Consider the following 16,654-nt stretch of genomic DNA (forward strand, 5'->3'; position numbering starts at 1 on the left):
ATCGTGCCACGCCTACGCTGGGTGGTGTGAGCGTGGTCTTGTTGGCCGAGGACGACCCGGCGATCGCCGAACCGCTGTCCCGCGCGTTGCAGCGGGAGGGCTACACGGTGCAAGTCGTCACCGACGGTCCGGGCGCGTTGGACGCCGCCGAGCACGGGGGCGTCGACCTGCTCGTGCTCGACCTCGGCCTGCCCGGGATGGACGGGTTGGAGGTGTGCCGGAGGCTGCGCGCGGGCGGTCGCGGCCTGCCGGTGCTGATGCTCACCGCGCGGTCCGACGAGGTGGACTTCGTCGTCGGCCTGGACGCGGGCGCGGACGACTACGTGGCCAAGCCGTTCCGGCTGGCCGAGCTGATGGCCCGCATCCGGGCGCTGCTGCGCCGCCGCGCGCCCGGCACCCTGGAGGTCAACGGCGTGCGCATGGACCTCGCCGCGCGCCGCGTGACCGTGGACGGGTTGGAGGTGCAGTTGGCGAACAAGGAGTTCGAGCTGCTGCGCGTGCTGATCCAACGCGCGGGCCAGGTGGTGCACCGCGACGAGATCCTGTCCGAGGTCTGGAACGACCCGGAGCTCAAGAGCAGCAAGACCCTCGACATGCACATGTCGTGGCTGCGCCGCAAGCTCGGCGACGTGCGGTCGGTGGAACGCCGCATCGCGACCGTGCGCGGGGTCGGCTTCCGCTTCAACACCGCGGACTGATGCGCAGCCGGATCCTGCGGGCCATCCTGCTCGCCGTCGCCGTCACCGGGTTCGCCCTCGGCCTGCCCCTCGGCTACACGGCGCTGCGGTTGGTCGAGGACGGCGCGCGCACCGACCTGGCCGCGCGGGCGCAGCGGATCGCCGCGTCGATCGACGACCAGATCGCCAACGGCCGGGAGATCGACCTCGGGCCGGTGGAGGTGGGCGTGCCGGAGGGCGGGCACCTCGTGGTGCTCTCACCCGACGGCAGGCAGGAGTTCGGCATCACGCCCGGCCCGGACCCGTTGTCGGTCGAGGTGCCGATCGCCCAGCAGGGCACGGTGCGGCTGGAGCTGTCGTCCGCGCCGATGCGCACCGCCCAGTACCAGGTGGCGGCGCTGGTGGTGCTGCTGGTCGTGCTGTCGGTGAGCACCGGCACGGTGGTGGCCACGGTGACCGCGCGTCGGCTCGCCAAGCCGTTGCGGCACGTGGCGGCGCGGGCGGCGCGGCTGGGCGCGGGCGACTTCCGCCGTGACGACCGGCGGCACGGCGTGCCGGAGCTGGACCTGGTGGCCGAGGCGCTGGACCGGTCGGCGGGCGCGTTGGCGGACCTCGTGCAGCGGGAGCGGGAGCTGGTCGGCGACGTGTCGCACCAGCTGCGCAGCAGGTTGACCGCGTTGCAGCTGCGGCTGGAGGCGTTGTCGCTGCACCCGGAGGCGGAGACGGCGACCGAGGCGCGGGCCGCGCTGGAGCAGGCCGAACGGCTCGCCGAGGTGCTCAACGAGATGCTGGCCGCGGCACGGGCGGCCCGCGCGGTGGGCGCGGAACCGCTCGACCTCGGCACCGAGCTGACGGCCATCGCCGAGGAGTGGCGCGAGCCGTTGCGCCGAGCCGGGCGCGCGTTGCGGGTGCGGGTGCCGGACGGCCTGCTGGCCCGGGCCACGCCCGCGCGGCTGCGCGAGGCGATCGGCGTGCTGCTGGACAACGCGCTGCGGCACGGTGAAGGTCAGGTGGTCGTGTCGGCGCGCCGCGACGACGGCACGGTGGTGGTGGAGGTCGCGGACGGCGGCGCGGGCGTGCCGGACGAGTTGGCGCACCACATCTTCGAGCGCGGGGTGTCCGGCGGCGGGTCGACCGGGGTGGGGTTGGCGCTGGCGCGTGCCCTGGTCGACGCCGACGGCGGGCGGCTGGAGCTGTCCACCGCCCGACCGGCGACGTTCGCGCTGTTCCTGCCCGTGCCGAAGGCCGAGGACGTGGTGGGCGTGAGCTGGCGGACCGACCTCACGCCTCGGTAGGCGCGGCCTGCGCTGCCTTCGGCTCGGCGGGCGTCGGCTCCGGCTCGGCCGCCTGGGGCAGGACGCCGACCGCGCCGCGCACGACCTGCGCCCACACCAGCCTGCCGAACAGGTAGTGGCAGGCGACGTCCTCGCTGGTGAACGCCGCCCAGTCGTACCGGTTGCCCTGCTCGCGCCAGAAGACCTCGAAGCCGGACCCGGTCGGCAGCAGGCACCACGTGTTGTCGGCCTCCGCGCCGATCGACACGACCTCCGCGGGCACGCCCACCGCCAGCAGCCAGCCCTGGATCGACTCCGCGTTCATGCCATCTCCTCCAGGTAGCCCAGCGCGACCAGGTCCGCCACCGGGTAGGTGGCGCGGTAGCGGACGCCGCCGCCGGGCTGGCCGAACCACTCGGCGGACAGCGTGAACCACACCGGCAGCACCTTGACCACCCGGTAGCGGTGGTAGCCCGCGTGCACGAGCGCCGGCGGCAGCGACCGCTCCGCGTAGGCGGTGCCCAGCTGGGACAGCACCCGGCCCTCCGGCCCGCCGAACCGGTCCAGCTCGACGCCGACCGCGAGCACGCCGGGCTGACCGGCCTCGTACCCGCCCTCGGGGAACAGCTCGCCGGGCGGCCAGGCGTACTCGGGCGGGTCGGCGCGGACCAGGAACCGGCGGTCCCAGTCGCGTTCGTGCAGGCCCGCCAGCGGGTCGTAGCCCTCCAGCAGCGCCGGGTCGGGCGCGCCGCCGGGCGTGAGGACCAGGCGCGGCCGGTTGACGGCGGGCACCGGGTCGCCCGACGCGGGTGCGCTCGCCTCGCCGCCGGACAGGCGCGACCGCACCGAGTCGCCCGCCGCGCGCAGGTCGAGGCCGAACCGGGCGGAGGCGTCGACCAGGTCGCCGTCCGGGTGGCCCTGCGGCTCGAAGCGCAGGCCGGCCGCGAACGCCTCGTCCTCCGACGGTGGCGGCAACTGGCGCGCGGGCGCCGTGCTGGGCGGCGGGAGCGTGCCGCCGGGGAACATGTGCAGCAGGAACAACGCGGCCGCTTCGGTGGTCGGCTGCGCGGTGCGCGCGGCCCGCACCGGCGGCGCGGGCGGGGTGTCGTCCGGTTCGGTCGGCAGGAGCGCGGAGGTGGGTCCGGCCGGCAGCGGCGGTGCGAGGGTGTCGCGGCCGCCGGTCGGGAGCGGGACGATCGCGAACGCGAGGTCGCCGTCCTTGACCTGCTGGCCGACGGCGGCCAGGGCGTCCTTGAGCTCCTTCTGGACGTCCTTGAGCTCGCCCTTGGCCTGCGCCTCGCCCTTCGGCTGGGCGTCCGCCTTGGCCTGGCCCTCCGCCTTCGGGGCGGCCTCGCCCTTGCCCTGAGCGCCCTGGCCCTGGTTCTGCGCCTGGTTCTGCGCCTGACCGGACTGGCCCGAACCGGACTGGCCCTGGCCCGATGGCGACTGACCGGGCTGGGGCTGACCGGGCTGGGGCTGGGTGGGCTGGGGCTGGGTGGCTTGGGCGGCACGCGCCTCGGCCTTCGGTGCGGCCTGCTGACCGGCCTGTTGACCAGGGGCCTGGGTGGTGGCGGCCGCGTTCGCGGCCGGGCCCTGCGCGACGGCCGCGGCCGCGGCAGCCGGGGCCGCGGCGGGCACGCCACCCGCGGGCGGGCCACCGAGCGACGGTCCGCTGAACGACGGTCCCTGCGGCGCGGCCGGGTTCGCGGCCGGCGCGGCGGGCTGGGCGGTCGCGTGCGGCGCTTCGACGTGCGACAGCAGCGGGCGGTCCAGCACCGTCGCCGACGACTGGTGGACCGTGCCCTCGGTGCGCGTCACCGCGTCCACGACCGGTCCGGTGGCCCCGACCACGGGGTTCACCAGGTCGCCGACCAGGTTGCCCGGGGCGGGCGCGCCACCCTGACCGGGCACCGGGCCGTGGCCGGGCGCGCCGCCGGACCGGCCGGGCGCGGTGTCGTGACCCCCGGCCACCGTCTCGACCGCGTCCGCCGCGCCCTGGACGGTGCGGCCGACGGTGTCGTCCACCGCGCCGCCGACGTTCCGGACGGCCTCGCCGGTCTGGTCCAGCACCGGTTCCACCACGGCCGCGACGGGCGGCGCGACGGTCTCCACCAGGTCCACGACCGGCTCGGCCACCGTGCTCACCGTGTCGGTCACCGCGCCCAGCAGGCCACCGACCAGACCCGGGGCCTGGCCGGTGCCCGGAGCCGCGCCGGAGCCGCCGTGGGCCGCGCCGTGGCCCCCCGCGGGTGCCGGGACGCCACCCGGAGCGGCGCCCTCGGAGCCGCCGCCGGGCAGCAACGCGTCGACCAGGCCGGGCTGACCGGGGCCGGGCAGCAGACCGCCGAGCAGGCCGCCGCCGTGCGGTTGACCGGAACCGGCACCCTGTCCCGGGGCTTGGCCGGGGCCCGCGTCGCCGGGCGCGTGCACGCCGGGGTTGGCGTTGACCGGCGGCTGGTGGCCGCCGACCTGCACCCCGCTGTCCAACCGCACCGCGCTGGTCAACGTCTCGGTCAGGTGGGCGACGTTCGCCGCCGCGCCGCGCACCGCCGTCTCCAGCCCCAGCAACGCCGTCGGGTGCCCGGCGTTGGCCGCCTGCTGCGCGGCGTCGTTGTTCTTCGCCAGGTTCACCAGCTCGCGCACCAGCTCGACCTTGGCCGCGCCGACCTGCTCGGCCGCGTGGTCCAACCGGTCGGCCGCCGCGTGGCAGCCGCGCAGCACGGCGTTGAGCGTGCCGTCGGGCGCGGTGAACTTGTTCCAGTGGCCACGCGCCGCGTCACCGGTCGACCCGGTCAACGCGGCCAGCGCCTTGCCCGCCGAACCGTCGGACTCGCCCGCGAGCGTGGCGAGCTTCGCGCCCGCCTCGCGCCACGCGGTGGCGGACGCGCGCAGCTTGTCCTCGTCGGCCTGGGGCCACGACACCCCGGCCTTGGCGGCGACGTCGGCCAGCTCGGCCGGCAGCTCGATCCCCATCACGGCCCCCTGAGTCAGATCGCGCCGAGCGCGTTGCGGTTGCCCTCTTCGGCTTCGCGGTACGTGCGGGCCGTCTCGACGAAGCGCTCCCCGACGCCGCCGAACCCGGCGCTCAACCCCGTCAACCCGCTCAACGCCTCGCCCGACGGCCGCACGTGGCTCGCCGCGAAGCTCTGCCCAATCGCGTCCGCGCCCCAGCACTCGCCGATCGAGTCCAGCGCGCTGCCCAGCTCGCCCGCGATCTTCCCGGCGCGCTCGGCGAACGCGGTGAAGTCGGCGGCGCCCTCGGTGAGGCGGGCGAGGTCGGTCCGGAAGCCGGTCATCGCGTTCTCCTCGCGCTCGCGCTCGGCGCGGCGGCATCGGCGTCGAGCCAGTCGCGCTGTTCGAAGTCCTCGTCGTCGTCGACGGCGGCACGCCGTCGAGCCGGTCGCGGCGGCCCGATCTCCTCGGGCCGCAGGTCGGCCGTGCCGCGCAACAACGCCTCGGGGTCCGCGCCGGCCGGCAGCACCGGGCTCAACGTCCGGTAAGCGCCCTCGGTGGCCTTGGCGACCGCTTCCCGCGTGGTGCGCACGATCAGTTCCGCGAGCTGCGCCGGGCGCAGCCGGTACGCGTCCTGGCCCAGCTCCAGGTCGGTGAGCGTGCCCCTGGCGTCTACCACGGCGGTCACCGAGCCGTCGGCGCTGGTGGCGGACCCGGAGATCCGGGCGAGGTCGCGCTGCACGGACGCCAACTGGTCGCGGCTGCGCCGGTAGTCGGCGAGCAGCTCGTCCACCTGGGCGCGGTGATCGGTCGTCACGGCCACCTCCGGTCTTCGCCGTCGCCGGGCATGGTCGTCGGTCGCGCGTTGGACGTTACGACCCCTGACCCGGTTCCCGTCCGTTCGAGGGAAATCCCGGTGTGCACGGCCCGGTGGACCGCGCGGGCCAACGCCGACCCGATCACCGACCGCGGCCCGCCGTAGGGCTCCACCGGGCCGTCGACCGGGCACAGCAGCACGACCGCGTCGGTGACGGTCCCGGTGCCCGGTACGCCCGCCTCGCCCAACGCCTGCGCCTTGGCCTCCGCAACCGTCGCGACCGCGTTCACGAGGGCCGCGTCCGCCAGCCGCACGGGCAGCACGCACACCGCGTTGATCGTGCCGACGCTCGGCAGCTCGTCGGCCGGCGGCCCGGCGGCCCACGTCGGGTGCGCGCCGATGCCGGTCGTCACCCACGACCGCACGCCGCCGTCGACCTCCAGCACCACGTCCCGCACGTCCACCGCGGTGAGCAGCCCGGTGCCCGGACCGCGCAACCCGAGGTCGGCGGCGATCTCGGCGACGTGGACGTCCGGGTCGCGGCGCGCGTAGTCCTTGGGCACGGTGGCGTTCAGCGCCCAGTGCCGCACGCCGAGGCCGCCGCCGTGCGGGCCGGACGAGATCGCGAGCATCGGCGTGCGCGGCCGCCACACCAGGACGCCGGGGTGCCGTTCGATCACGGCGTGAGCCGCACGAGCGCCCGGTTGACGCCCCGGCGCGCCACCAGCTCGAAGCCCGCGCCGGTGAACATGCCCAGGGTGCCGTGGTACAGCTCGCCCGAGCCCTTCTTCGCGCCACCGGTGTCCACCGGGTAGCCCTCGACGGCCCGCGCGCCGTGCTCCCGCGCATAGGTGACGGCGTGCTCCAGCAACAGCGCGCCCAAGCCGCGCCGGCGGGCCGCGCGGTGGATGAAGAAGCACGTCACCGACCACACGTCGGTCAGGTCGTCGTCCACCGGGGCCGCCACCTTGGCACGCGCCAACCGGGAGTAGCCGAGCCGGGGCGCGACCGCGACCCACCCGACCGGCCGATCGTCGTCGATCGCCACCAACCCGACCGGGACGCCGGACCGGACGCGGGCGCGCAGCAGCTCCTTGTTGCCCGCCGATCCGTTGGCCCGCATCTCGGCGCCGGTCTGGAAGAACCACGTGCACCAGCAGCCGCCCTGCGCGCCGTTGGGCCCGAACAGCTCCTCCAGCGCGGGCCACGTCCGCGCGGTCAGCTCGACCACCCGCACCGCGCTACCCCCGCAGCGCCCGGACCACCCGCGACGGGCTCGGCCTGCCCAACCGCCGCGCCATCCACGCGCTGGTGTCGGCGAGCTTGTCCAGGTCGACACCGTGCCCGACACCCAGCCCGTCCAACATCCACACCAGGTCCTCGGTGGCGAGGTTGCCGGTCGCGGACTCCGCGTAGGGGCAGCCGCCCAGCCCGCCCGCGGACGAGTCGATCGTGCGCACGCCCGCCTGCATCGCGGCCAGCGTGTTGGCCAGCGCCTGCCCGTAGGTGTCGTGGAAGTGCACCGCGACCCGGTCCACGCCGTCGAACCCGGCCAGCAGCGCGGTCACCTGACCGGGCGTGGCCACCCCGATCGTGTCGCCCAGCGAGAGCTGGTCGCAGCCCATGTCCAGCAGCCGCTTGCCGACGCCCACGACCTGCTCGCGCGGCACGGCGCCCTCCCACGGGTCGCCGAAGCACATCGACACGTACCCGCGCACCGCAAGGCCCTCGGCCTTCGCGCGGGACACGACCGGGTCGAACATGGCGAACTGCTCGTCCAGCGACCGGTTGAGGTTGCGCCGGGCGAAGGTCTCGGTGGCGCTGGCGAAGATCGCCACGTGGTCGACACCCGCCCGCAGCGCGCGCTCCAGTCCGCGTTCGTTGGGCACCAGCACCGGGTAGCTCACGCCGGGCCGCTTGACCAGGCCGGCCAGCAGCTCCTCGGCGTCGGCCAACTGCGGCACCCACTTGGGGTGCACGAAGCTCGTGGCCTCCAGCACCGTGCCGCCCGCGTCGGCGAGCCGGTCCAGGAACTCCAGCTTCACGCCGACCGGCACGACCTCCGACTCGTTCTGCAACCCGTCCCGCGGCCCGACCTCCCAGATCGTCACGCGGTCCGGCAGGCCGTTCGCGCCCACCGTGTCCGGCAGGCCGACTTCACGCGCGCCCATCGGCAACCCTGTCCCCCGGCCGGTGGTCGTCGGCCGGGTTGTCGTTGATCTCCCGGTACAGCATCGAGTGGACCTTCTCCACCCGCCCGATGTCGTCGAACTCCAGCGGCTCGTCCGACGCCGACTCGATCACCAGCGTGCCGCAGCCGAGCACCCGGTCCAGCAGGGTGTGCTCGAAGCGGATGCTGTCGATGCGGCCGAGCGGGATGTCCAGTCCGGTGCGCTTGAAGACGCCGATCCGGTACATCACGCGCTCGCTGGTGATGATGAAGTGGGTGGTGCGCCAGCGGATCACCGGCGCCAGCGCCAGCCAGGCGACCAGCACGGCCACGACGACGGCGAGCACGACCCGGGCGATCGACGCCCAGCCGAAGTCCGACACCAGCACCGCGAGCCAGCCGCCACCGCCGACCGCGACGACGAGCACGAGCGCCGGGACCACCAGCGTCTTCCAGTGCGGGTGCTGGTGGATCACGACGTGCTCGCCGGTGCTGAGCAGGTCGTCCGGGTAGGCCACGGCGGTCCCTTCGGTGGCTCGGCTCGCCTCCACGTGCGGCTCGCGCCTCACCGTACCCGCAGGTGCACCACGTCCCCGGCGGAAACGGAGTGGTCCGCGCCCGCGTCGTCGCGCACCACCAGCGTGCCGTCGGGCTCCAGGTCGCGGGCCGTGCCGAGCAGGGCCTCGCCCTTGGCCAGCTCGACCCGCACCTGGCGGCCCAGCGTGACGCAGTGCCGGCGGTACTCCTCGCGCAACGACGGGTCGTCGCCGCCCTCGGACCGCCACTGGTCCTCCACCGCGGCCAGCTCCCGCAGCAGCGCGATCGCCACCTCGGTGCGGTCCAGCGGGCCGGCGTGGTCCTCCAGGCTGGTCGGCACGAGGCCGCCCGCGCCGGGCTGGACGTCGTCGGGCAGCTTCGCCACGTTCAGCCCGATGCCGACCACCACGCCGGGCTCGGCGCCACCGGCGATCTCGGCCAGCACGCCCGACGCCTTCGCGTCACCGATGAGCAGGTCGTTCGGCCACTTCAGGGACGCCTCGACGCCCACGCCGCGCGCCGTGCGGACCAACGCCACCCCGGCGAGCAGCGTCAACCACGGCCAGCGCGCCGGGACCACGCCCGTCGGCCGGAACAGCACGCTCAGGTAGAGGCCGCCGGAGGGCGACGTCCAGCCCCGGCCGCGTCGACCCTGACCCGCGGTCTGCCGTTCGGCGACCAGGACGGTGCGGTCGAGCGCGCCCCGGCTCGCCGCGGCACGCAGGTCGGCGTTCGTCGAACCGGTCTCGGCGACGACGTCGACCGTCGCGAAGCGGCCGGAGAGGGCGGAGCGGAGGGCGGCGGCATCCAGGGTCACGCTTCGAAGGGTAGAAGCGACCCGCCCCACGCGCTTCGTCGGAGCGGTGTGGATGGCGGGGCGGATCGCCGCGGACAAGCCTGCAACCTCCACCGCGCTGGAGGTCAACTCCGGCTCCAGTGACCTGGGCTACTACCTCCGATTCAGCCGGGACGGGCCTGGTTAAGCTGCCGCGCTATGAGCAGTGCGACCGCCCCCGACGGCGAGGAGCCGGACGTCCACACCACGGCCGGGAAGCTGGCCGACCTCCACCGGCGCAACGAGGAGGCCGTGCACGCCGGCTCGGCGCGCATGGTGGAGAAGCAGCACGCCAAGGGCAAGAAGACCGCTCGCGAGCGCATCGAGCTGCTGCTCGACCCCGGCTCGTTCGTCGAGCTGGACGAGCTGGCGCGGCACCGCTCCACCAACTTCGGCCAGGAGCGCAACCGGCCCTACGGCGACGGCGTGGTGACCGGCTACGGCACCGTCGACGGTCGCCCGGTGTGCGTGTTCAGCCAGGACGTCACGGTGTTCGGCGGCTCGCTGGGCGAGGTCTACGGCGAGAAGATCGTCAAGGTCATGGACCTGGCGATCAAGACCGGCCGGCCGATCATCGGCATCAACGAGGGCGGCGGCGCGCGCATCCAGGAAGGCGTGGTCTCGCTCGGCCTCTACGGCGAGATCTTCCGCCGCAACGTGGCCGCGTCCGGCGTCGTGCCGCAGATCTCGCTGATCATGGGCGCGAACGCGGGCGGCCACGTCTACTCGCCCGCGTTGACCGACTTCGTCGTCATGGTCGACCAGACCTCGCACATGTTCATCACCGGCCCGGACGTGATCAAGACCGTCACCGGCGAGGACGTCGGCTTCGAGGAGCTGGGCGGCGGGCGCACGCACAACACCAAGTCGGGCAACGCGCACTACCTCGGCGAGAACGAGGAGGACGCCATCTCCTACGTCAAGGAGCTGCTGTCCTACCTGCCCGCCAACAACATGTCCGAGCCGCCGGTCTTCGACGCGCCCGACGACGTGGTGCACGGCTCGGTCGAGGACTCGATCACCGACACCGACCGCGAGCTGGACACGCTCATCCCGGACTCGGCGAACCAGCCCTACGACATGCACGAGGTCATCACCCGCGTGCTGGACGACGGCGAGTTCCTGGAGGTCCAGCCGCTGTTCGCGCCGAACATCCTGATCGGCTTCGGCCGGGTGGACGGCCACTCGGTCGGCGTGGTGGCCAACCAGCCGACCCAGTTCGCGGGCTGCCTGGACATCGACGCCTCGGAGAAGGCGGCGCGGTTCGTGCGCACCTGCGACGCGTTCAACATCCCGGTGCTGACGTTCGTGGACGTGCCCGGCTTCCTGCCCGGCACCGACCAGGAGTGGAACGGCATCATCCGCCGCGGCGCGAAGCTGATCTACGCCTACGCCGAGGCGACCGTGCCGCTGGTCACCGTGATCACCCGCAAGGCCTACGGCGGCGCGTACGACGTGATGGGGTCCAAGCACCTGGGCGCCGACATCAACCTGGCGTGGCCGACGGCGCAGATCGCGGTCATGGGCGCGCAGGGCGCGGCGAACATCGTGCACCGCAAGACCCTGGCCGCCGCCGCGGCTTCGGGCGAGGACGTGGACGCGCTTCGGGCCCGTTTGCAGCAAGAGTACGAAGACACCCTCTGCAACCCTTACGTGGCGGCGGAACGGGGTTATGTTGACAGTGTGATCCCTCCCTCTTACACGCGAGCACACGTCGCCCGGGCGCTGGCGATGCTGCGCGACAAGCGCGAGGCGCTGCCGCCCAAGAAGCACGGGAACATCCCGCTGTGAGCGCGGCACCGCACCTCCGGGTGGTGCGCGGCAACCCGGACGACGTCGAGTTGGCCGCCGTCACGGCGGTCGTGGTCGGCCTTGCCTCGGCCGGCGGCCCCACCGCGGACGAACCGCGCCGTTCCGCGTGGGCGGACAAGTCACGGCAGGTCAGGCGTCCTCTGCCACACGGCCCGGGCGCGTGGCGGGCCTCTGCCCTGCCGTTCTGAATCGCCGAGCTCAGCAGTCGACGCGGCGGGAGTTGATCCGGACGCCGTCGCCGAGCACGGAGACCTCGCGGCACCGCGTGCCGTCCGGCACGTGCAGGCGCACCCGCATCCAGATCGTGCCCGCGCCGACTCGCGCGGCCAGCACCTCGACGCCCTCGGCGGCCACCGCCGAGGGCACCGCGTCGACCCGCCGAGACGTCCGCGCGGTGGCCGTCACCCGGCCCATCACCTGGTACTCGACGCGGTCGCTGCCGTTGGCGAACGGCCAGAACGGCACGCCGTACCCGACCGGGTCGGTGGACACGACCCGAGCCGTCAGGACCAGGAGCAGGACGGCCGGCACCACCACGAGCCACCGGTACCGGCCTGGACCCGGGTCGATCCGGCGGACCACCAGAGCCAAACGCTGCACCACCCCGAGGGTGCCGAACGCCGTCACAGCGCGCATCGGTAGTTCTACGCACCGGCCGCGCGGCGGCGTCCCGAAGTGTCGTGACCAGGCGTTCCCGCTTCGGGACCGCGCACCGAACCCGCAGCGCGGGCAGGGGCACCGGCCGCCCTAGGCTGCACGCCGTGCGCTTCGTCCTCGCCTCCCAGTCCCCCGCCCGCCTGGCCGTGCTGCGCGCCGCCGGGGTCGAGCCCGTGGTCCGCGTCTCCGGAGTCGACGAGGACGCCCTGGCCGCCTCCCTCACCGACCCGACGCCCGAAGAGCTGGTCACGGCCCTGGCGACGGCGAAGGCCGAGGCGATCGCCCGGGACGAGGACGAGGACGCCGTGGTCGTCGGCTGCGACTCGATGCTGCGCACCGCCGACGGCGAGGTGCACGGCAAGCCCGGCACGGTCGAGGTCGCGCGCGAGCGGTGGAAGCGGATGGCCGGCACCACCGGGACGCTGCTGACCGGGCACGCCGTGCTGCGGATGAGCGGCGGGCAGGTGGTGGCGCGCGCCGTCGGGCACGAGGCGACGCGGGTCCGGTTCGGCCGCCCCACCGACGACGAGCTGGAGGCGTACCTGGCGACGGGCGAGCCGCTGCACGTCGCGGGCGGGTTCACGCTCGACGGCCTCGGCGGCTGGTTCGTGGACGGCATCGACGGCGACCCGTCCAGCGTCATCGGCATCAGCCTGCCGCTCACGCGCGCGCTGCTGCGTCAAGTGGGTGTTTCGGTGTCCGACATCTGGTAGCGGTTGTCACATTTTCCCTGATCCGGGAAGCTCTTCGAAGGGCTTTCGCGTTGGGGGGAGCTGTGGGTGAACTGCTGACGCGCCGCCGTCACATCGACTTCGGGCGCAGGACGAGCGCGGGCTGTCGCGGCTGACGCCGCCCCCGTCGCCCACCCCTGCGCACCCAACCCGGAGCAGTCGTGTCGTTCGTCCGCAGTTATACGAAGCCGAAGGTGTTCGGCATCACCGTCCTCGCCGCGCTCGTCCTGGGCGCGCTGGCGGGGTACCTCGCCAAGAGCACCGACCAGGAGTGGTTGACCACCACCCTCGGCCACATCGGCGACGCCTTCACCAGCCTGTTGCAGTTCACCGTCATCCCCCTGGTGTTCACCGCGATCGTGGTGGGCATCACGAGCCTGCGCCGACTGGGCGCGAACCGCGCGGCGCGGCTGGGCGGGAAGACGTTGCTGTGGTTCGCCATCACGTCGCTGATCGCCGTGCTCATCGGCCTGGCCATCGCGTTGATCTTCAAGCCGGGCTCGGGCGTGCAGGTCGAGCCGTCGCAGGCGGCCGTGGAGAAGCTCGCCGCCCGCGACCAGGGCTCGTGGAGCACCCTGCTGGAGACCCTGATCCCGTCGAACCTGTTCAGCGCCTTCACCGAGGGTGAGGTGCTCCAGGTCGTGTTCATCTCGGTGCTGGTCGGCTTCGCCGCGTACGCGCTGGGCGAGAAGGCCCAGCCGTTCGTCACGCTGACCCGGTCCGCGTTCGACCTGATCCAGAAGATCGTCGGCTGGATCGTGCTGCTGGCCCCGATCGGCGTGTTCGGCCTGATCGGCACCGCGTTCGCCACGTACGGCAACTCGTTCGTGCGGCCGCTGTTCTCGCTGATCGCGTCGGTGTACGGCGGGTCGCTGCTGGTGCTGTTCGTGGTGTACCCGCTGCTGCTGCGGTTCGTCGGCCGGGTGTCGCCGGTGACGTTCTTCGCCAAGGCGTGGACCGCGATCCAGTTCGCCTTCGTGTCCCGCTCGTCGGGCGCGACGCTGCCGCTGAGCAGGCAGACCGCCGCCAACCTCGGCGTGGACAACGACTACGCGTCGTTCGCCGTGCCGCTGGGCACGACCACGAAGATGGACGGTTGCGCGGCCGTGTACCCGGCCATCGCCACGGTGTTCATCGCGAACCTGTTCGGCGTGCAGCTGGGCGTGTGGCAGTACGTGGCGATCGTCGCGGTCGCCGTGTTCGGCGCGCTGGCCACCGCGGGCACCACGGGCTGGTTCACCATGCTGACGCTGACCCTGGGCGCGGTGAACATGCCGCCGGAGGTCATCGCCACCGGTGTCGCCGTGGTCTACGCGATCGACCCGATCCTGGACATGGTCCGCACGGCCACCAACGTGGCCGGCCAGATCACCGTCCCCGTCGTGGTCGCCCGCACCGAGGGCCTGCTGGACGACGAGGTCCTCAACGCCCCGAGCGACCCGCCGCTGCTCTCGGGCCCGCGCCCCACCCCGGTCCCCGCCTGACCGACCCGCCGCGAACGTAGGGCTCTCCCGAGAGTCCTACGTTCGCCCCGCGCGTGTCCTACCTCCAGAACGCGCGTGTCCTACGTTCAGAACGCGTGTGTCCTACGTTCAGAACCCCCGAGTTCAACGCTCAGGACCTCACGGCCCGCATTGCCGCAGCTCCGACGGGTCCGGCGTGACGATGGGCCAGCCGGGCAACGCCTCCGGCGCGCTCACCACCGCCGTGCACCCCAGCTCACGGCCACCGCCCGCGGGCGAGAACACCTGCGCGAACCACCGCGCGCAGTCCACCCCCGCCTGGCACGCCCGCTGCACGGCCACCACGTCCGCGACCGTGTCCTTGTTCACGTCGTGCAGCGCCAAGTACGCCCCGCTGGCCACGTACGGCACCTGGGCCCGCGACCACGCCCCCGACCGGCGCACCAGCACCTCGCCCAGCACCTCGCCGCGGACCTCGCCCCGCACCAGGCACACTGCCACCTCGCCGTCCACGCACTGCAACGACGAGGCGTCGATCCGCGCGCCCGAAGCCGCGATGGTCAGCTCGAAGATGTTCGTACCCGAAGCGCCGCCGGTCCGGATCCGCCCCGCGCCCTCGCCGACGACCAATTCCACTGAATCGACACCGACCTCCTGTTTCACCACCGAACGGCACGCCGTGGCACCGCAGCGCAATTCATCCTGCGGTGTCGCGTCACCGGGGTCGGGGACCGTGGGAGGACGCAGTGACCAGGCGAAGACCAGGCCCGCGATAGTGATGAACACAGCTGCGCAAGCTGTCAGAAGCGCGGCGGTGGGCGGGCGTGTCACGATTTCCGATTGTCGCACCCAACCGTGAGCTGTCTCTCGGTCTCCGAGTACTGACGGGTCACTAAACTCCCCGACCATCGCCGCACCAAAGTTCCAGCGTTGCCAGGAGGTAGGACGTCGTGTCGCTGCGCAAGGTCCTCGTCGCCAACCGCGGTGAGATCGCCGTCCGGGTCATCCGTGCCTGCCGGGACGCCGGTCTGGCCAGCGTCGCCGTGTACGCCGACCCGGATCGGGACGCTCCGTTCGTCCGCTTGGCGGACGAGGCGTTCGCCCTGGGCGGCAGCACGCCCGGGGACAGCTACCTGTCCATCGACAAGCTCCTCGACGTGGCCAAGCGCGCGGGCGCGGACTCGGTGCACCCCGGCTACGGGTTCCTGTCCGAGAACGCCGACTTCGCGCAGGCCGTGCTGGACGCGGGCCTGACCTGGATCGGGCCGACCCCGCAGGCCATCCGCGACCTCGGCGACAAGGTGACCGCCCGGCACATCGCGATGCGCGCGGGCGCGCCGCTGGTGCCCGGTACCAAGGACCCGGTCTCCGGTCCGGACGAGGTCGTCGCGTTCGCGCGGGAGCACGGCCTGCCGGTGGCGATCAAGGCGGCGTTCGGCGGTGGCGGTCGCGGTCTCAAGGTGGCCCGCACGCTGGAGGAGATCCCCGAGCTGTTCGACAGCGCGGTGCGCGAGGCCGTGGCGGCGTTCGGCCGCGGCGAGTGCTTCGTGGAGCGGTACCTGGACAAGCCCCGGCACGTCGAGGCGCAGGTGCTGGCCGACCAGCACGGCAACGTGATCGTCGTCGGCACGCGTGACTGCTCGTTGCAGCGCCGCCACCAGAAGCTGGTCGAGGAGGCCCCCGCGCCGTTCCTGACCGACGAGCAGCGCGCCGAGATCCACCGCTCCGCGCGGGCCATCTGCAAGGAGGCCGGCTACCACGGCGCGGGCACGGTCGAGTACCTGGTCGCGGTCGACGGCACGATCTCGTTCCTGGAGGTCAACACCCGCCTGCAGGTCGAGCACCCGGTCAGCGAGGAGACCGCGGGCATCGACCTGGTGCGCGAGCAGTTCCGCATCGCCGCCGGCGAGCCGCTGCGGTTCACCGAGGACCCCACCCCGCGCGGCCACTCGATCGAGTTCCGCATCAACGGCGAGGACGCGGGCCGCAACTTCCTGCCCGCGCCCGGCACGGTCACCACGTTCACCGCGCCGTCCGGCCCCGGTGTCCGGGTGGACGCGGGCGTGGACAGCGGCACGGTCATCGGCGGCCAGTTCGACTCGCTGCTGGCCAAGCTGATCGTCACCGGCGAGGACCGCACCCAAGCCCTGGAGCGGGCACGGCGCGCGCTGGACGAGATGGTGGTGGAGGGCATGGCGACCGTGCTGCCGTTCCACCGCGCGATCGTGCGCGACCCGGCGTTCGTGGGTTCCGAGGACGGCTTCACCGTGCACACGCGGTGGATCGAGACCGAGTTCGACAACACCATCGCGCCGTTCACCGACGCCGCCGAGGCCGAGGAGGCCGAGCCGCGCCAGACCCTGGTGGTGGAGGTCGGCGGACGGCGGCTGGAGGTGTCCCTGCCCGGCGACCTGGCGCTGGCGACCGGTGGCGGCGGCGCGGCCAAGGCGGGTGTGAAGGCCAAGCCCCGCAAGCGCGCCGGCGGCAAGGGCGGCGCGGCGGTCTCCGGTGACGCGGTGGCCGCGCCGATGCAGGGCACGATCGTGAAGGTCGCCGTCGAGGACGGGCAGCGGGTCGAGGCGGGCGAGCTGATCGTCGTGCTGGAGGCCATGAAGATGGAGAACCCCGTCACCGCGCACAAGTCCGGCGTGGTCACCAATTTGGCCGCCGAGCCCGGCGCCGCCGTCACCCAGGGCACGGTCCTCTGCGAGATCAAGGAATAGGCTCAC

17 protein-coding genes and 1 pseudogene are annotated in these 16,654 nt (G+C 73.5%); 7 read left to right on the forward strand and 11 right to left on the reverse strand.

Translation table 11 applies throughout. The features are described 5' to 3' along the window. Positions 1-32: 32 nt before the first annotated feature. Together LZG04_RS31890 and LZG04_RS31895 are read left to right on the forward strand one after the other, a co-directional pair. Entirely contained in the window at positions 33-698 is a 666-nt protein-coding gene (locus LZG04_RS31890; protein ID WP_233824219.1) for a response regulator transcription factor, read from the forward strand. After that, on the forward strand, positions 698-1,972 hold the full coding sequence (locus LZG04_RS31895) for an ATP-binding protein (protein WP_233824052.1): 1,275 nt from the start codon (positions 698-700) through the stop codon (positions 1,970-1,972). The genes LZG04_RS31890 and LZG04_RS31895 overlap by 1 nt, the downstream gene beginning before the upstream one ends. A 55-nt stretch (positions 1,973-2,027) precedes the next feature. On the opposite strand, the pseudogene LZG04_RS31900 reads toward LZG04_RS31895, so the two are convergent. The 9 genes and pseudogenes from LZG04_RS31900 to LZG04_RS31940 form a co-directional block, all read right to left on the reverse strand. Further along, a pseudogene (locus LZG04_RS31900) lies at positions 2,028-2,276 on the reverse strand (hypothetical protein); the annotation flags it as partial. After that, complete coding sequence (locus tag LZG04_RS31905) at positions 2,273-4,924, reverse strand: TNT domain-containing protein (RefSeq protein WP_233824054.1); 2,652 nt, start codon at positions 4,922-4,924, stop codon at positions 2,273-2,275. The pseudogene LZG04_RS31900 and the gene LZG04_RS31905, both read right to left, overlap by 4 nt. Before the next feature lie 14 nt (positions 4,925-4,938). Next, on the reverse strand, positions 4,939-5,247 hold the full coding sequence (locus LZG04_RS31910) for a WXG100 family type VII secretion target (protein WP_233824056.1): 309 nt from the start codon (positions 5,245-5,247) through the stop codon (positions 4,939-4,941). Further along, positions 5,244-5,720, reverse strand: coding sequence for a YbaB/EbfC family nucleoid-associated protein (locus LZG04_RS31915; RefSeq protein ID WP_233824058.1), 477 nt, complete (start codon positions 5,718-5,720; stop codon positions 5,244-5,246). Before LZG04_RS31915 ends, LZG04_RS31910 begins: the two co-directional genes overlap by 4 nt. Beyond that, positions 5,717-6,400: an adenosylcobinamide amidohydrolase gene (locus tag LZG04_RS31920; protein WP_233824060.1), complete on the reverse strand. Its 684-nt coding sequence runs from the start codon at positions 6,398-6,400 to the stop codon at positions 5,717-5,719. The genes LZG04_RS31915 and LZG04_RS31920 overlap by 4 nt, the downstream gene beginning before the upstream one ends. Next, positions 6,397-6,957 carry a GNAT family N-acetyltransferase gene (locus LZG04_RS31925; RefSeq protein WP_233824062.1) on the reverse strand — a complete coding sequence of 187 codons (561 nt, stop codon included), beginning with the start codon at positions 6,955-6,957 and terminating at the stop codon, positions 6,397-6,399. The genes LZG04_RS31920 and LZG04_RS31925 overlap by 4 nt, the downstream gene beginning before the upstream one ends. 4 nt (positions 6,958-6,961) lie before the next feature. Then, on the reverse strand, positions 6,962-7,891 hold the full coding sequence (locus LZG04_RS31930) for a hydroxymethylglutaryl-CoA lyase (protein ID WP_233824065.1): 930 nt from the start codon (positions 7,889-7,891) through the stop codon (positions 6,962-6,964). Continuing rightward, positions 7,878-8,408 carry a PH domain-containing protein gene (locus LZG04_RS31935; protein ID WP_233824221.1) on the reverse strand — a complete coding sequence of 177 codons (531 nt, stop codon included), beginning with the start codon at positions 8,406-8,408 and terminating at the stop codon, positions 7,878-7,880. Before LZG04_RS31935 ends, LZG04_RS31930 begins: the two co-directional genes overlap by 14 nt. A gap of 47 nt (positions 8,409-8,455) precedes the next feature. Further along, positions 8,456-9,244 (reverse strand): biotin--[acetyl-CoA-carboxylase] ligase, encoded by a 789-nt coding sequence (locus tag LZG04_RS31940; RefSeq protein ID WP_233824067.1) that lies wholly within the window; start codon positions 9,242-9,244, stop codon positions 8,456-8,458. Positions 9,245-9,421: 177 nt separating this feature from the next. Between LZG04_RS31940 and LZG04_RS31945 the strand changes: the two genes are divergently transcribed. Then, a complete protein-coding gene (locus tag LZG04_RS31945) occupies positions 9,422-11,053 on the forward strand; it encodes an acyl-CoA carboxylase subunit beta (RefSeq protein WP_233824069.1) in 1,632 nt (543 codons plus the stop codon). Next, entirely contained in the window at positions 11,050-11,262 is a 213-nt protein-coding gene (locus LZG04_RS31950) for an acyl-CoA carboxylase subunit epsilon (RefSeq protein ID WP_233824071.1), read from the forward strand. The genes LZG04_RS31945 and LZG04_RS31950 overlap by 4 nt, the downstream gene beginning before the upstream one ends. A 10-nt stretch (positions 11,263-11,272) precedes the next feature. On the opposite strand, the gene LZG04_RS31955 is transcribed toward LZG04_RS31950, so the two are convergent. Next, positions 11,273-11,674: a hypothetical protein gene (locus tag LZG04_RS31955; RefSeq protein ID WP_233824073.1), complete on the reverse strand. Its 402-nt coding sequence runs from the start codon at positions 11,672-11,674 to the stop codon at positions 11,273-11,275. Positions 11,675-11,835: 161 nt separating this feature from the next. Here LZG04_RS31955 and LZG04_RS31960 point away from each other — a divergent pair, with 161 nt between their 5' ends. Then, positions 11,836-12,444, forward strand: coding sequence for a nucleoside triphosphate pyrophosphatase (locus LZG04_RS31960; RefSeq protein ID WP_233824074.1), 609 nt, complete (start codon positions 11,836-11,838; stop codon positions 12,442-12,444). A gap of 179 nt (positions 12,445-12,623) precedes the next feature. Then, positions 12,624-13,946, forward strand: coding sequence for a dicarboxylate/amino acid:cation symporter (locus LZG04_RS31965; RefSeq protein WP_233824076.1), 1,323 nt, complete (start codon positions 12,624-12,626; stop codon positions 13,944-13,946). A gap of 138 nt (positions 13,947-14,084) precedes the next feature. Here LZG04_RS31965 and LZG04_RS31970 read toward each other — a convergent pair whose 3' ends face one another. After that, positions 14,085-14,561 (reverse strand): hypothetical protein, encoded by a 477-nt coding sequence (locus LZG04_RS31970; protein WP_233824078.1) that lies wholly within the window; start codon positions 14,559-14,561, stop codon positions 14,085-14,087. 314 nt (positions 14,562-14,875) lie between these two features. Here LZG04_RS31970 and LZG04_RS31975 point away from each other — a divergent pair, with 314 nt between their 5' ends. Further along, positions 14,876-16,648 carry an acetyl/propionyl/methylcrotonyl-CoA carboxylase subunit alpha gene (locus tag LZG04_RS31975; RefSeq protein ID WP_233824080.1) on the forward strand — a complete coding sequence of 591 codons (1,773 nt, stop codon included), beginning with the start codon at positions 14,876-14,878 and terminating at the stop codon, positions 16,646-16,648. Positions 16,649-16,654 lie beyond the last annotated feature (6 nt).

This window comes from Saccharothrix sp. S26 (genome assembly GCF_021390395.1).
Classification (GTDB): domain Bacteria; phylum Actinomycetota; class Actinomycetes; order Mycobacteriales; family Pseudonocardiaceae; genus Actinosynnema.

Coding starts and splice junctions, on each gene's coding strand:
- LZG04_RS31930 (WP_233824065.1), bottom strand. CDS start 7,891: ATGGGCGCGCGTGAAGTCGGCCTGCCGGACACGGTGGGCGCGAACGGC.
- LZG04_RS31895 (WP_233824052.1), top strand. CDS start 698: ATGCGCAGCCGGATCCTGCGGGCCATCCTGCTCGCCGTCGCCGTCACC.
- LZG04_RS31945 (WP_233824069.1), top strand. CDS start 9,422: ATGAGCAGTGCGACCGCCCCCGACGGCGAGGAGCCGGACGTCCACACC.
- LZG04_RS31910 (WP_233824056.1), bottom strand. CDS start 5,247: ATGACCGGCTTCCGGACCGACCTCGCCCGCCTCACCGAGGGCGCCGCC.
- LZG04_RS31905 (WP_233824054.1), bottom strand. CDS start 4,924: ATGGGGATCGAGCTGCCGGCCGAGCTGGCCGACGTCGCCGCCAAGGCC.